Origin of the sequence: Sphingobacterium yanglingense, assembly GCF_004363245.1 — a bacterium.
Classification (GTDB): domain Bacteria; phylum Bacteroidota; class Bacteroidia; order Sphingobacteriales; family Sphingobacteriaceae; genus Sphingobacterium; species Sphingobacterium yanglingense.
In genome coordinates, this window is the sequence record NZ_SNYV01000018.1 from 214629 (window position 1) to 228535 (window position 13907).

At 33.2% G+C, this 13907-nt stretch carries 15 protein-coding genes; 9 read left to right on the forward strand and 6 right to left on the reverse strand.

The genetic code is table 11. From position 1 onward, the window contains the following. Positions 1-12: 12 nt before the first annotated feature. Positions 13-459: a MauE/DoxX family redox-associated membrane protein gene (locus CLV99_RS20615; RefSeq protein ID WP_133586404.1), complete on the reverse strand. Its 447-nt coding sequence runs from the start codon at positions 457-459 to the stop codon at positions 13-15. A 502-nt stretch (positions 460-961) separates the two neighbouring features. On the opposite strand from CLV99_RS20615, the gene CLV99_RS20620 reads away from it, so the two are divergent. The 4 genes from CLV99_RS20620 to CLV99_RS20635 all read left to right on the forward strand — a co-directional run bounded on the left by CLV99_RS20620 (position 962) and on the right by CLV99_RS20635 (position 4611). Beyond that, entirely contained in the window at positions 962-1378 is a 417-nt protein-coding gene (locus tag CLV99_RS20620; protein ID WP_133586405.1) for a hypothetical protein, read from the forward strand. Between the two features lie 1033 nt (positions 1379-2411). After that, positions 2412-2723, forward strand: coding sequence for a hypothetical protein (locus tag CLV99_RS20625; RefSeq protein ID WP_133586406.1), 312 nt, complete (start codon positions 2412-2414; stop codon positions 2721-2723). Positions 2724-3083: 360 nt separating this feature from the next. Further along, complete coding sequence (locus CLV99_RS20630; RefSeq protein ID WP_211348594.1) at positions 3084-3380, forward strand: YciI family protein; 297 nt, start codon at positions 3084-3086, stop codon at positions 3378-3380. After that, complete coding sequence (locus CLV99_RS20635; protein ID WP_133586408.1) at positions 3370-4611, forward strand: RNA polymerase sigma factor; 1242 nt, start codon at positions 3370-3372, stop codon at positions 4609-4611. The genes CLV99_RS20630 and CLV99_RS20635 overlap by 11 nt, the downstream gene beginning before the upstream one ends. A gap of 3 nt (positions 4612-4614) precedes the next feature. On the opposite strand, the gene CLV99_RS20640 is transcribed toward CLV99_RS20635, so the two are convergent. After that, on the reverse strand, positions 4615-5073 hold the full coding sequence (locus CLV99_RS20640) for a hypothetical protein (protein WP_133586409.1): 459 nt from the start codon (positions 5071-5073) through the stop codon (positions 4615-4617). Between the two features lie 425 nt (positions 5074-5498). Here CLV99_RS20640 and CLV99_RS20645 point away from each other — a divergent pair, with 425 nt between their 5' ends. The 3 genes from CLV99_RS20645 to CLV99_RS20655 are packed head-to-tail and all read left to right on the forward strand — an operon-like array spanning position 5499 to position 8236. Next, positions 5499-5987 carry a J domain-containing protein gene (locus tag CLV99_RS20645; RefSeq protein ID WP_133586410.1) on the forward strand — a complete coding sequence of 163 codons (489 nt, stop codon included), beginning with the start codon at positions 5499-5501 and terminating at the stop codon, positions 5985-5987. Positions 5988-5995: 8 nt separating this feature from the next. Beyond that, positions 5996-6484, forward strand: coding sequence for a DUF6908 domain-containing protein (locus tag CLV99_RS20650; protein ID WP_133586411.1), 489 nt, complete (start codon positions 5996-5998; stop codon positions 6482-6484). A 33-nt stretch (positions 6485-6517) separates the two neighbouring features. Further along, positions 6518-8236, forward strand: a complete 1719-nt coding sequence (locus tag CLV99_RS20655; protein WP_133586412.1) for a ParB/RepB/Spo0J family partition protein — start codon at positions 6518-6520, stop codon at positions 8234-8236. Between the two features lie 64 nt (positions 8237-8300). Here CLV99_RS20655 and CLV99_RS20660 read toward each other — a convergent pair whose 3' ends face one another. The 3 genes from CLV99_RS20660 to CLV99_RS20670 are packed head-to-tail and all read right to left on the reverse strand — an operon-like array spanning position 8301 to position 11767. After that, complete coding sequence (locus tag CLV99_RS20660; RefSeq protein ID WP_133586413.1) at positions 8301-9764, reverse strand: hypothetical protein; 1464 nt, start codon at positions 9762-9764, stop codon at positions 8301-8303. A gap of 51 nt (positions 9765-9815) precedes the next feature. Then, on the reverse strand, positions 9816-10547 hold the full coding sequence (locus CLV99_RS20665) for a hypothetical protein (protein ID WP_133586414.1): 732 nt from the start codon (positions 10545-10547) through the stop codon (positions 9816-9818). 29 nt (positions 10548-10576) lie between these two features. Then, a complete protein-coding gene (locus CLV99_RS20670) occupies positions 10577-11767 on the reverse strand; it encodes a Shedu anti-phage system protein SduA domain-containing protein (RefSeq protein ID WP_162850180.1) in 1191 nt (396 codons plus the stop codon). A gap of 279 nt (positions 11768-12046) precedes the next feature. Here CLV99_RS20670 and CLV99_RS20675 point away from each other — a divergent pair, with 279 nt between their 5' ends. Continuing rightward, positions 12047-12532 carry a hypothetical protein gene (locus CLV99_RS20675; RefSeq protein WP_133586416.1) on the forward strand — a complete coding sequence of 162 codons (486 nt, stop codon included), beginning with the start codon at positions 12047-12049 and terminating at the stop codon, positions 12530-12532. Positions 12533-12586: 54 nt separating this feature from the next. Here CLV99_RS20675 and CLV99_RS20680 read toward each other — a convergent pair whose 3' ends face one another. Continuing rightward, positions 12587-12862 (reverse strand): hypothetical protein, encoded by a 276-nt coding sequence (locus CLV99_RS20680; RefSeq protein ID WP_133586417.1) that lies wholly within the window; start codon positions 12860-12862, stop codon positions 12587-12589. Between the two features lie 136 nt (positions 12863-12998). On the opposite strand from CLV99_RS20680, the gene CLV99_RS20685 reads away from it, so the two are divergent. Further along, positions 12999-13892: a CHC2 zinc finger domain-containing protein gene (locus CLV99_RS20685; protein ID WP_133586418.1), complete on the forward strand. Its 894-nt coding sequence runs from the start codon at positions 12999-13001 to the stop codon at positions 13890-13892. Positions 13893-13907 lie beyond the last annotated feature (15 nt).

A 13907-nucleotide genomic window follows, 5' to 3' on the forward strand; every position in this document is an offset into this window, starting at 1 on the left:
TCATGAATATTTTTATCCGTTGGCTTTTGATCTTCGTTGCACAAAAATGGAGTTATTCCAGTGACTGAGTATGATGCCGATGATGCCAAGTACAATAAAGTAGTAATTGAAGTTAAGCTGTCGCCACCAAGAGAAATGTTTGCTGATACCAGCACATGAGCAGGGCATGTAGCCGTAAAAATTACTTATCACAAGATGGATATAAACATTGAAGGCGATCAGCAAAAACGTGGAGAGGTATAAGCCTAATAATCTTGTCTTATTGAATAAGAGTAGTGCAGCTAAGGTAAGTTGCAGCAGGATTATTCCCCAGACAATCACGAATGTGTACTGATCCGGAAATACCTGTGATCTGATCTGTGATACAAATTCATTGTAGATATACAATTTGCTCAATGCTACAAAAACAAACAATGCTACAAAGGAGTAACTAATGAAATCAATGATATTCTTTTTCATAAGCACATGTTTTGTGCTCGAAATTCCTGTTTAAATCCAGTTTACCGACTGTGGTTCCGCTGTTGAAGTTTAAGTTGATCGCTGTGAACTCCAAGCTTGTTATAATGAAAAGAGAGGAAGGATGTGCTTTGTTTAATAGGGTCTGATATGAAGGTAACTAAACTTGAGTTGCAGAGTACTAATACTAATGAGCCTAAAAGGTGTTTTATCGAAATAGAAATACGCTTTAGGCTCAGAATTGTTTTAAGAATGAAAGAATAATGCTAACTAAATAATCCGCCGGCTAGTCCACCCAATAGACCGCTAACGGCAATATACCACGAAGTGGTAATATGAGCAAAAACTAAACCTACGCAATTCATTATCTAAAAATATTACTATTTCTATTGTGAGCCAATTGATTACCATCAACATTTTTCAACAACGAAAGGTTGATTAAAATCAATATCTTTTAATGGGTTTCTCAGCATTTAAATTTTTCTACTATGTTTGTCAAAAACATATGATTGCACGCAGATATAGGCACTTGACCAATACCTATGTATTGATAACGCAACAAACTAATGCTTGTCCATCGAGCATCGAACCTTACAATAATATAGCAAATATCATTGATGTTTTTTGGCATGAAAAACAAAATAATCACACGGTCAAATTACAAGTAGGATTAAACGAATTATTATTGGATGCAAAACAGGTTTTTTGCCTTTATCCAATAGACGAAATTCGTAATAGATCCAACAAAACTATTCAATTAGAGCTATCCGAAAAAGAAGCTTTAAAGCTAATATCTTACCACTTGGAAAAGGAGGAGCTATGGGAGGCGTTCAAAATGGCTTGCCACAGTCCAAAAGTCAGGAAAATAGCATTTATAAATTTTTCCGCCTATTTAAAAGTATACTTACTGCCTGCATTATAGACTTCATCAAAACAACAATCGATCATGAAATTCATTAAAATACTAATTTTCTTTTTACTACTTCAGAAAATCTGTGTAGCCCAGACCAAATTTTTTGACAACACCGCTTTGGATACTGTAATGAATTATATCTGTAAAAAATCATCATTAAATTTTTTGCCGCCTAAGTGTGAGAAAATGCGACACTTCACAGTTGCATTCGAAGAACCGTTTAATCTATCAACTGCTCTGAGAATCTTAACTCTATTAGATGTGATAATACATCTAGTCTATATAAATGATTTTCCATATTTGACTTATGAATGTGAGGAAATTAATCGTTAAATTTTGCTTGGTATTTTTATTAGCTCTTGATATTAGTTTTAGAGGGAATCTGTAGTTTTTATCTATTCACTACACTGAACTTCTTCTTTACAGTAGATAAATATTCCTTAGAATATTTAGGCGGAATCTTTTAAGATTCCGCTTTTTTTTCAAATTGACTGAAGTCAACTTATTTTAAAGTTGATTGTAGGGTCAAATAATAGTTTATCTTTGAATTCTTCGCACATGTTTTATGCGAAGTGTGTAAAATCAACGGAATATCAAAATGATATTCCGTTTGATTTTAATTTTCTTAATTCAGTGAGTAAAGCTTTTTTTATGATTACTTGCAAGGTTTTTTATGCGCGATTCCTTTTGTTTGTTTTTTTTGGTTTTTCATATCTCACAAAAGTGCATTGCAAACTTTAAAATCTTCAAGTTGATTTGCGTAACGGTATCTTTCCAGACTCCGTTAGAAACAGGTAAGTTGCAGCTGCAACAAGAGCTGTACAAAGCAGGGCATTTCTATGTCCTGCTTTTTTATTGCATCTGTATTATCTCTACATGATTAAACTCAATAAAATAAAGATAAACGATAATACCGCATTCCCATCTTGGTAAGATTAGTATCATATCAGTATCTTCGGTTGTCACTAGCTGTTTGACACCCTTAAAGGTAGATGTTCATTAGACCATCTACCTTCTTTTTCTTCTATTATAATTGATTGCTTTGAGAAATCTAAACATTGCAAAGGATCTTGCGATAAGGATAAATTTCGAAACAGATTTTGTCACTGGAAAATTCGAGGTATATTATCTTAAAAATCTAAACATAGATCGTTATAGATTCCTTTATATCTATGAGTTTGATTACAACAGGTCTGGTTATTCTTCAAACGAATTGCTTGTTGATTTTTTTGAACATATTAATTTGTCGATACAAGAAAATGATTTTATCAACAACGGGTATAAAATCGGTGATAACATTATCGATTATTTGCTGCCAGTAGTTATGAATAAGATATTAGGTAATGTATATTAAGATTTTGATTAAAGTCATTTTCTCCAATGAAAGTTGGAAATATTGATTATTCAACATTATTTTGCTGCACCATTTTTGTTCTATAAGAGAAGGATGAAAATTGGTAATCAGAGAAAAGAGGTACCCCTTTCTAGGGAGACCAAATAGTAGTTTACTGATCTACATAAAATCAGGAGGATTTCATAAGCTATGTCCCATCCATTGATTTGGGTGGGACTTTTTTGTAACTTTATTTAAAAAAAAATTAAATATGTCCCGATTTTGTTATTGCAATTGTCTTGTCTATAGTTTTTAATTTTAAATAAAGATATTATGAAACAGTTTTTATTACTCATTAGGCAAAGTGCGGACTATTCCAACATGTCAGTTGAGCAAATGCAAGAAGACATCAACAACCACATTAAATGGGTGGAGGGTCTGGTACAAAAAGGACACTTCCGTGAGGCAAATCCGTTGGATGGAAACTCAGGCGCAGTTTTAAAACAAGAATCCGAAACCGACGGTCCTTATATTGAAACAAAAGAATGTGTCAGTGGGTACTACTTTATTCTAGCTAAAGACTTGAAACAAGCCAAAGAGCTAGCACGTGGATGCCCAGATCTTGCTAATGGGGCTACGATAGAGATTCGTGAGGTCATAGACACTGATGCAGAATAGTTTAGATTCAAACAAACTTACTGACCATCTTTTCAGACATAATTCTGGAAAGATGGTCTCCATATTGGCAAAGCGTTTCGGTTATGAGTATTTCGAAGATATAACGGATTCTGTACAGGATGCGTTTGAAAGCGCGATCAGGACATGGAAATTCGGTTCAATACCAACCAATCCATCAGGTTGGTTATTTAAAGTAGCTCAAAATAATCTGCTTAACAAATTAAAGAGAAAAAAAATATCAAACCTACATTATGAATATTACACTTCATTTGAGCTACAGGAAAATGAAGCAGAAGAAAGCGCATTAAAATTATTAATACATTGTTCGTCTATGCAGGTTTCAAACAAGAAAAAAATAATTTTTCTACTTTACTTTCTTTGTGGCTTTAGTTACAATGAAATTGCTGCTGCGCTTTTCCTAAATTTGGAAGGTGTGAAAAAGATGATTCTTAGAAATAAAGAAACTTTTAAAAGACATGCGGAACGATTTGATAATTTTGATATGAATATGATCAAAAATTATGACATACCTATTCAAGTCATATATCTACTCTTTAACGCTGGCTACAAAAGCTCAAAAAATCTGCACAACATACAATTACAACTTTGTTTTGAAGCTATTAGATTGGCGAAATTATTACATTCTTATATACCTAGTAATGCAAAATTAAACTCGCTTCTGGCTTTAATGTTCTTCAACGTTTCGCGTTTCCCTGCTAGAGTTAGTAAGGAATCTTGGGTGACATTAGAAAAACAAAATCGTAAAAAATGGAACTTCACATTTATTTTCGAAGGTTTTTACTATTTAAATGTAGCTAAAGATAACTTAGCAGAAGAAATTGAAACCTATTATTTAGAGGCGTTGATATCATCGATACATTGCTCTTCTCTATCTTACCAATCAACAGATTGGAAATCTATTTCTTTTTTGTACCGACAACTTGAAATTCTAAAACCCGATTCCCTAACAGTGAAATTAAATCGATTGATTGCTGAAAGCAATGTCAAAAATGTAAATCTAATTTTATCTGAATTAGATTCATTTGAGCAATCAATCGACGATAAGTTAGCCTATTATTTCTATACGACTAAAGCTCACCTGTGTTTAAAATTGCAAAACCATAAACTGGCAATTGACACCTATCAAAAGGCTCTGCAATTTACGCACAACAAATTTGACATCAATTTCGTAAAGCAAAAAGTTGAGGATATCAAAGGCAAATATCTGTGATTATTACATACTTTTTATTGATGCTATCATTTTGCGTAGAGTTTCTAAAACAATCTCCTTATCTTTTGTTTCTACATTGTAGAATTTACTTCTTAGACTTTCTGTCGAAATTTTATCTGTTTTGCTGCTTGATAAAAAACTAGCGAATCTCCTGGCAATTTTTGAAAGGTTTGGATCATCAAATACGTCTGCCTCGACTAATGATCTAAGCATTATAGCGATCTGGTCAACACTTAGGTTGACTTTTACTCTGTCTCTATCACCTTCGTTAATAGGAACTGAAATGCCAGTTGTAAGGTCGTTAATTGCTTTTTGTATCTTAAAATATAAATAGTACTTCTTAAGCTTTTTAATAGTTTTTTTGTGTTGAAATTTTTCACCACTCCAATTGGATGGTAAGAAATTGAGTTCCTCAGTGTTGTTAATTAAGGTTAAAAGACCAGTAATTGCTTCTCTATTCATAACAATTTCGTTTTTAGTGAATGAAATATATAATTATTCAAATTGAAAACCATAATGTCAACGGAATGTAGTTAGAATTTGCTACATCGTAAACTTCTATCCATAAGATAAACAGGTGTTTATCTTATAAATTTATTCCTTACATAGGATCGGCTACTTTGAAAGTTTCCAACTAATACTACCTTGTCTTATCTACTAAAGGGGGCGCGAAAGTAAAGCAAGCACATCTTGTAAAAAAAAAGTGTTCGGCATAAACACACGCCACGTCTTTTTAGTTTTGATTTTTTGCGTGGCGTTTTGCCAACGCACATACCCACCATTTATTCCGCTTCCTTTTTTTGTTCCAGTGTGCAGGCTTTGGGTGTTAGGACTTTCCCTTTTGCGATAAAAGCAAGGCAGAAGGTTCATCTTAAATTTTTAATGTTATGAAGTATTTTAAAGATTGTAACACATTGGAAGAAGTTAGAAAGCTTTATCGGAAGCTAGCTTTTGAAAATCACCCTGATAAAGGAGGAAACACAGCTACAATGCAGGAAATAAATAAGGAGTACGCTTATATATCTGCAAAAATAATAAGTGGTCAATATTCCTCAGCAGAAGAAACAGATAGAGAAATGAACTATTCACATGAATATCGGGAGGTAATAGAAAAGATAATCAACCTGCCTGATATAATTATTGAATTGGTGGCGCACTGGATATGGGTTACTGGTAAGACAAAACCTGTGCGACAGCAATTAAAAGAAGCTGGTTTTTATTTCGCATCAAAAAAAGAGGCTTGGTACTACAGGAGCGAGCTGTTCAAAGTGAGTAGAGGTGGTAGAAAGTCGCTGGATGAGATAAGAGGAAAATATGGTAGTTCCATTATCAACAGCGATAGCGACAAAAATAAAAAAATTGTTAACGCTAAATAATATTTACTATGAAAAAACTAAATAAAAAAGCGAATGAAGTTTTTGCAGAACTATTGGATATGATGCAAGGAAAACAATATATGAATATAAGGTTTGATTATCCCAACGACAAAGATTCAAATAGTCCTTTTATGCCTCTTACAATTGAAAAACTTGCGGAAGGCATAGAAACTGCTTTTGGTGTTGGTAAGATTTACAGTTTGTGTCATTTCTATATTCAAAATGGTGATCTGATGCAAGATCCCGAAATGTGTTTCATCGTAATAGATGATCGGACAGAAAAGGTTAAAGACCTGAATCTACTTGCCATCTTTCCAATTTTGTATGTGCAGGCTAATCTTGGAATATATCATGAAAGTGTAATTGTTGTAGATGGCAAGGCCACTAAGTACCGCAAAGTGATACAAAGTGAACAAGCTTCTTTCGCAAATACATGGTTGATGGGCATTAAACGAAATGGCTACGTAAGTGATAAGACATTCAAAAAATTCCAATAAACAACATCATTATAAACATTAAAACTAAGTATTATGAATACTACTATCAAACAAACCCAAAAAGAGTACATGAACATTGTTCTTTCGGATATTGCTATCGGTAATCTGAATTATAGAAAAAGTATGGATAAAGAAGCGTTAGCTGACTTTGCGAAAGAGATTGCCCTACACGGGGTGATCTCACCAATCCTTGTTAGACCTGGCAAAGATGGAAAATATGAATTGGTGACAGGTGAGAGACGATACAGAGCTGCTGTATTGGCTAATCTTAAAACAATCCCTGCTGTGATCAGACCCTTGACTGATGATGAGGTAAAAGAAATTCAACTCGTAGAGAACATCCAAAGGGAAAACCCACACCCAATGGACGAAGCTTTGGTAATAAAGTATCTACTCGATAAAGGTCAGACTATCGAAGAAGCAGCAAATCGGATAGGAAAAAGCAAAGCCTATGTTTATAATAGATTGCGGCTTGCTCAATTAATTCTGTCAATGCAGGAGATGTTTAGGGCAAACAAAATATCATTCAAAGAAGCAATAACGCTAGGCGGTCTTGAACAAAGTTCCCAAATGGAATTTTTTGATGCCTATTGCAAAGACTGGAAAAATAAAGGGTTCATAATTTATTCTTTCGACTACAAAATTTCTCAATACCAATATAAGCTTTGTAATGCACCATTTAATACCAAAGATGAATATCTGATTAGTGATGTTGATGCATGTACCAGTTGCCCATTTAATTCAGCTACGTTAGGTTCCCTTTTTCCGGAGGAAGCAACAGATAGCGTTTGCTCTAAAAAGGAATGCTTTAGAAAAAAGTGTCAAACGCATTTGAGTAACAGAATACAAAAATTAATGAAAAGCAAACATCCAAATCCTGTAGCTATTTTGACAAGCTATAATTATTCAATTGAAATGGATGAAGTCATAAACAATTTTGCTGATCTAGCTGTGTTGAAAAAATATGGCAGTGAAAAGATTAACAGAGTTGAAAAACCAGTACATCCCAAACAAAGGGATTTTATTGATAATGAAATCTTGGATGAAGAAGCATACACAACTGCTCTTGTAGAGTATCATGCGGAAATGGATGAGTTTGAAAGTGATCTGCAAGCTGGTAAGATTTTATTAGCCTATTTTATTGATGATTGGTCTATAAAACATCAATATTTTAATTTTTCAAATTGCGATAAAATTGGAGTTACAGCTAAACAAGTGCAAGATGCAATAAAGCAAGGAGAAGCTACTCCGGAATTGTTGGAACGGGAGAAACAACGTTTGACCATAAAGGAAAACCGGGCTAAGGAAATAGATAAAGAAAAAGTGAAGTTGAATATTTATACACTGTTCTCTGAGGTATTTGGAGAAAGTAAAAATTGTAAATCTGTTATTGCTGATCAAACCGCTGTTCGTTTAATTGTTTATAACAGTTTGGATTATGCAGTGCGTAATTTTGTGAACTCTGTTTTATTTCCAAACCCCGATCAGCAAGATGATTTGAATAAAAGTTTGTCAAAACTTAACGATGATGAATTCTGCTTTCTAACCCGAATGGCATTAGTTAGCAATTCACAAAGTAAGCTTCCAAATAATAGTTTTTCAGATTCTTTGTATCAAATTGCCAAAGAAGCGAAACTGGATCTTGGGCGCATTGAAAAAAGTCAAAAGGAAATAGCTGATAATCGAGCGGAGAGATTTAACGATAGGATGGCTCAAATTGATAAGTTGTTGTCTGAAATGGTGGAAGGGTAATATGTTCTATAGAACGTCCTGATAAAAACAGGTATCGGTCAAGTTCCCGATACCTGTTTTTCTGCTATTGGCAGACTTTAATTGTTTGTTTGATAACAGTAGTTGTAAGATCTAAGATCATTTCACTGTCTATTTTGCCAACATTATCATTATGTTTAACATACCTGTTATTATATTTTGTAATATGATCTATATTCACCCAAAGAAGATTTGCAATTTCTGGAACTACGCCTTTTGATGCCAAAAACTTTTTCAATTCCCCTTGTTGATTTTCCAATGATTTTTCGTTGACTAAAATTTCTTTAACTAACACTTCTAAACTTAGGCGTAAATCATCAATCGCATTTCTTTCATATATGCCATTTTCAACTTTTTCTATGCCAGATTTGTATAAAGTTTCAGCAGCAGGATAATCTCCGAGTAAGGTCTTAACTTCTTCGATCTGCTCCACGCTACTTTCAAATGGTGAAGTAGACCGAAACTGTTTATACTGGGTCACCAATGTTTGTTTCAATTCCAATGCCCCTGGAATATCACTACGAGTGTCGCAAAGCTCATTAATAATATCAAATTGCTGCTGTGGCGAAAATGCTTTGAGGTTTTCAAAGAATGCTGTACGTTTATTAGCTAATTTTTTTCCATTTTTATCAACCAGATTTAGAAAATTTTTATCAGTGTAGGGAATGTCAATGTTAAACTTTACTGCCTTAGCAATAAAAAATTTAACAATCTGCCCCCAAGTCATTCCTGACTGTGTTTCAGCCAACACCTCAGAGGTGTGGCTTAAAAATGCTTCTTTTATCATTATTCCTTTATTGTGTAAGTAACATAAAAATTGATAAGCTTCGTTTGCATTGATATAGTTCACCAGTTCTGAAAGCTCGAAAGGTTTCTCATCGAATGCTTTTGGCTTTCCATTTATCAGATCATAGAAAAACTGTTTTGTTTCATCGTTAACGTCATTCTTAAAATGATCTTCCAACTCACGTATCGTATTTGACCAAATGGTATCTTTGAAAGGAGATAAAGCCAATTGGTTATTTAGCTTTTTTAATCTGGAATTGAAATCAGTCTGTGTATATCTGGTTTCCTTCTGATTGGTGAAATAGTAATCTCTCCATAAATTATATTGAGCTGTATTATAGACCTGTATTTCGCTTTTTTCCTTTGGTAATACTGTTAAAAGAGTATTCTCAAAAGAATAGGAAATGCAGTAGTTGATCCCAAATCTCTTAATCCATAAATTTAAACGCTCAGAATATGTGCTAGCCTTGTTAAGTTTATCTGATAATTCGAAGAAGCTTTCACTATATTTATTTAAAAAAAGCTGTTCTCGCTGCTTGAAATCATCTTTTTCTTGGCATTGGTTGCATGGACAGTATAACTTTTCAACAATTCTACCGTCTTTGTCAAAAACTAAGGCGTGCCCATGAGCGGTTAAAACGTCATTATGAGCTGACCACACTTCGAATTTCTCTTTTAGGGAAGAAAGTGTAGCAATTTTATTTTGAAGTTCTGGCTCACCCATTTATTCGAGGATATTCTAAATGTGATAAATAAAATATAGACAATTAACGCATTAATATTCAACTTCTTTCAAATCAAACTTTGCGCAAATCTCATAATCTAATTCGTTTATGATTTTGTATAGAGCCGGAATAAGGCGTTCTATGTAAGCAAAATCGAATTTCAAAACCATTCCCTCAACAAATTCTTTATTAGGAAATAGTCTTATAAATTCTTTTGTGATTTTACTTCTATTGTGAACCGCTAAGTTCCTTTGCTTAATTAAAAGGTTGATATCATCTGCCTTCTCCTTAAATATCTGAATTCCAACTCGTTCTTTGAAGAATTTTTGGATGTTATCTATATTTTGATAGAACAGTGCTTCAATTCTCTTACTAGCAATTTCCTTTATCAAACTAGGATAGTCATCAAAAGATAAAATGAAATCCAATTTTTCCGTTTCATTTGAGCTTAGTACTTTCGGGTTCTTAAACACAATTTCGGATAAAATATCTTTAAAATAGCTTTCGAAGTTATCTATTAATCTTATATACATCATTATTGAAAGCATTCTTTCGTAGTGATTAACTTTTAAAAAATCCTCTTCTCTTTTAGCATCAAGCTCATATGAAAGCTCCAATTTGCTGTTAAATTCAGTGAGCTTTTTAACAGATTTCAAAATGTCTTCGTTAATTAAAGAATTGCTAACCCTTAAATACAATAGGATACGTTCAATACTTTCAAATTCAACGCCTGCGTTTATAAAAGCCTGAGATGCTTTATTCGCTTTACTTATATTTTCCATTATGTTATATGGTTCTTTGTTTGGAAACTCTAAAATAGTTTATCATTCATTAATCGCTCAATAGCCCTTTTCTGATGATCCAATATTTCATCGTAGGTTAACAGATTTATTTCAGCATAGTTCCTTTCTTGCATTCTTTCAAAAAGCTTGTCTTGATTTTCAAGTAAGGTGTTCCGTCTACCTACCACCAAAGTAAGCTTAGGATTTTTAGGGTGAAACTTTAAAACTTTCTCGATATTCTCTTTGTGTGCATCATTCTGAAAATACTTCTTATAATCAGAGATCTGTGTTAGACATTTTTCGAACCTATGGGTAAAGGTCTTATGAAAATCAGATTGTTGTAAAAATTCTTGTATGGGAAGCTTCAAATCATAAATATGCCAGTTCTTGCCGAGTTCAGGTGAAATGATTGGTTCAGTGACAAAATCTGGCTTTATATGTTTTGTGGAATTTTGGTAATAAAGTCTAGGTTCTGACCAGAAATCAGCATATGTATCACTAAATATAAATTTGGGGTTTCTTTCGAAAAAATCTTGTAATTGACTTTCCCATTGCTTTCTGTATAGCTTATCACGTGTGAGATCCATATACTGGTTAACCAATACATCCAATTCGTCTATAGCCTGTTCCTGCTCAAAAAAATTTTTACTTAACCAGAGGTAGGGAAGTTTAGACTGGTTAAGAACAAACGCTGATGAAAGAACTTTGGTGTTATCTGATTTTACTTTAACAGTATATCCAACATCAATCTTCGAAAAATCATAGTCAATTCCAATCCCTAAAACTTCTAGGTCATCAAAAATCTGCATTCTCCAAGATTTGTTCAAGGATTTTAATTTCTCTGCTAGTTTATCACTATCGTCCTTTGAAGATTTGTCAATAATCAAATCTACATCCAGTTTCTCATATTCGGTTTGAGGATTTTTTTCGGTAAATAGTACTACAGGAATTGAACTGACCTTAAAGTTCCCTGCTGAAAATGTTGATTGACTATTTCTTATAATTTCTAAGATATCTGTAAACGCTCTGTCCTGCAAAATAAATTCAGAAATAATGATATCAACATGATTTTTGTTACCCACCAAATTTTGTTTAACAAAATCGATTAACTGATGTCCAGATGAGAAGAAAATTAAATCATTTCCTTCACTAATATCTTTGAGCATGTTCCGGTATACATCCCATTTTGATATATCTGGTTCTAATAGAGCTATTTTCATACAATAAGTTTTTAATAGTATTAGTTCTTTGCACAATTTACGAAAAATCATATTCATATAATTAGAAATCCTTCCCATTAAATCCTCACAAAAATACATTGCAATTCTGGCGCAAAAAGGTCATGCAATAGTTTTGACAAAAATTCTCCACCCTGCGGGTAGTATTTTTTGTCAAAAACCTTTGTGCGGCCATCATTGAGATGTGAGGCAAGTTCAAATTTAATCGTAAACGATTTCTATTAATCAGATTAACGATTGATAGGATTTAAAATTTGAATTATGAACAAACATGCTAAAATGAATGCTACACAGATTTTATCACTTCATTTACGTCTACTTGATCGCATATCTGAAATAGAATTTCTAAACAATGGTGGATGCGGTTTCTTTGTATACTATCTACAAAAAATTCTACAATCAAAAGGTTATCGGTCTGACATCATTTGTTTGTATGACAAAGATGATATCGTCATCACAAAGGGCAAACATTTAGATAACATTGAAAATATAAGGAGACGTAAGCGAAAAGACATATTTGCATACTCGCATTTCTGTTTGAAAATAGGTCGTTATCATTTTGATAGTTCGGGAATGGAGTTGTCTCACATTAACCCCGTTTTTAATATGTACAAGGTAATAGGAAGTATTTCTCTTAATGATCTAAAATATATTCTAAAACTTCGTGAAAAATGGGTTAGCATATATGATAGAGGTCAAAACAAAAGAATGAAAAGAATAATTGTCGATGCCGCAGCTATCCTCTAGTCTATTGTGCTCAAATGATTGAATTAAAGGTTGGACGACACTGTCCAACCTTATTCATTTTGTCAAGAATTTTAACTTGTCGTGCATGCTCGTAAGACCTGTCTTATCCAGTACACTACTTATGATTTCTTTCATCTCTTCATGTGATACATCTTTTGAAATAGAGAGAAGGTCATTAGAACCATCTTTAACCACTAGCCCTTTTTCAATAGCTGTCACCAAGAATAAGGCAAGCTTACGACTAACCCGTAAATCAACCTTTACCACTTCTGCCATGCCTGGCGCAGCAAGCAATGTCTCATAAACCATTTTTAAGTTTGCATTTTCCATTTTCATTTCCTTTTTGACAAAACTATTTAAAACAATTGTCCGTCACATATTTAGAAATTGAACAACAGAGCCTGTTTGCCTAAAAAGCTAATAATTTTGTATCACTCTTCTTTGTGTAGGGTAAAATTGTGAGGTTATGGATAGAGAGAATTTGAATTGTGCAGATGCACGTGGGGTTGATCTGGTTGAGTTACTAGGTTCTTTAGGTTATAATCCTGCTAAAATAGTTAATAAATACTACTGGTATCATTCGCCATTCCGGAAAGAAAGAACGCCGTCTTTTAAGATCAATCGGAAAACAAATCGGTGGTACGATTTCGGAGAAGGTTTAGGTGGTAATACAATAGATTTTGTTGTAAAGTATTCAGGGGTCAACGTTTCGGATGCTTTACGTATTATAGCCAGAAAAAATCTTGCTAGAAGAAACGATATTCCCACTAGTACAACAGAAGTTGTAGAGCCTATCATTAAAATACAAAATGTCACAAACTTATCTTATCCTTCTAAAAATTACATTGAAAGCCGAGCCGTTTCATTTTCACTAGCTAAAAAGTATTGTCGAGAAGTACATTTCACCATGTATGACAAACAATATTTCGCAGTTGGCTTTGGAAATGATCTTGGTGGTTGGGAGCTTCGAAACAAGTTTTTTAAAGGAAGTTCTTCGCCAAAAGGAATTACAACTTTTAAAGCAGGTAGTGATACAACGCAAATCTTTGAAGGCTTTATTGATTACTTGTCTTTCCTTGAATTGAAAAACGATCATTCATCTTACGACACTATTATCTTAAATTCCTTATCCTTCTTTATGAAAACCATAGAGACCTTAAAAACCTATAAAAGAATTAACCTCTATTTAAATAACGATAACGTAGGAAAACGCCTCACTCAGCTTGCACTTAAAAAATCAAATAGGATCATTGATCGAAGTAACCTCTATACAGATCATAATGATATAAATGATTATCTACAGCAATTGAAACGTAATAGTGTCTCAATAAAAAGAGCTTTTAAAAATAGAATAAAATAAGCACTCTAGTTCCTT

Coding starts and splice junctions, on each gene's coding strand:
- CLV99_RS20675 (WP_133586416.1), top strand. CDS start 12,047: ATGAACAAACATGCTAAAATGAATGCTACACAGATTTTATCACTTCAT.
- CLV99_RS20680 (WP_133586417.1), bottom strand. CDS start 12,862: ATGGAAAATGCAAACTTAAAAATGGTTTATGAGACATTGCTTGCTGCG.
- CLV99_RS20655 (WP_133586412.1), top strand. CDS start 6,518: ATGAATACTACTATCAAACAAACCCAAAAAGAGTACATGAACATTGTT.
- CLV99_RS20630 (WP_211348594.1), top strand. CDS start 3,084: ATGTCAGTTGAGCAAATGCAAGAAGACATCAACAACCACATTAAATGG.
- CLV99_RS20685 (WP_133586418.1), top strand. CDS start 12,999: ATGGATAGAGAGAATTTGAATTGTGCAGATGCACGTGGGGTTGATCTG.
- CLV99_RS20645 (WP_133586410.1), top strand. CDS start 5,499: ATGAAGTATTTTAAAGATTGTAACACATTGGAAGAAGTTAGAAAGCTT.
- CLV99_RS20650 (WP_133586411.1), top strand. CDS start 5,996: ATGAAAAAACTAAATAAAAAAGCGAATGAAGTTTTTGCAGAACTATTG.
- CLV99_RS20665 (WP_133586414.1), bottom strand. CDS start 10,547: ATGGAAAATATAAGTAAAGCGAATAAAGCATCTCAGGCTTTTATAAAC.
- CLV99_RS20670 (WP_162850180.1), bottom strand. CDS start 11,767: ATGAAAATAGCTCTATTAGAACCAGATATATCAAAATGGGATGTATAC.
- CLV99_RS20615 (WP_133586404.1), bottom strand. CDS start 459: ATGAAAAAGAATATCATTGATTTCATTAGTTACTCCTTTGTAGCATTG.
- CLV99_RS20640 (WP_133586409.1), bottom strand. CDS start 5,073: ATGAATAGAGAAGCAATTACTGGTCTTTTAACCTTAATTAACAACACT.
- CLV99_RS20620 (WP_133586405.1), top strand. CDS start 962: ATGATTGCACGCAGATATAGGCACTTGACCAATACCTATGTATTGATA.
- CLV99_RS20660 (WP_133586413.1), bottom strand. CDS start 9,764: ATGGGTGAGCCAGAACTTCAAAATAAAATTGCTACACTTTCTTCCCTA.
- CLV99_RS20635 (WP_133586408.1), top strand. CDS start 3,370: ATGCAGAATAGTTTAGATTCAAACAAACTTACTGACCATCTTTTCAGA.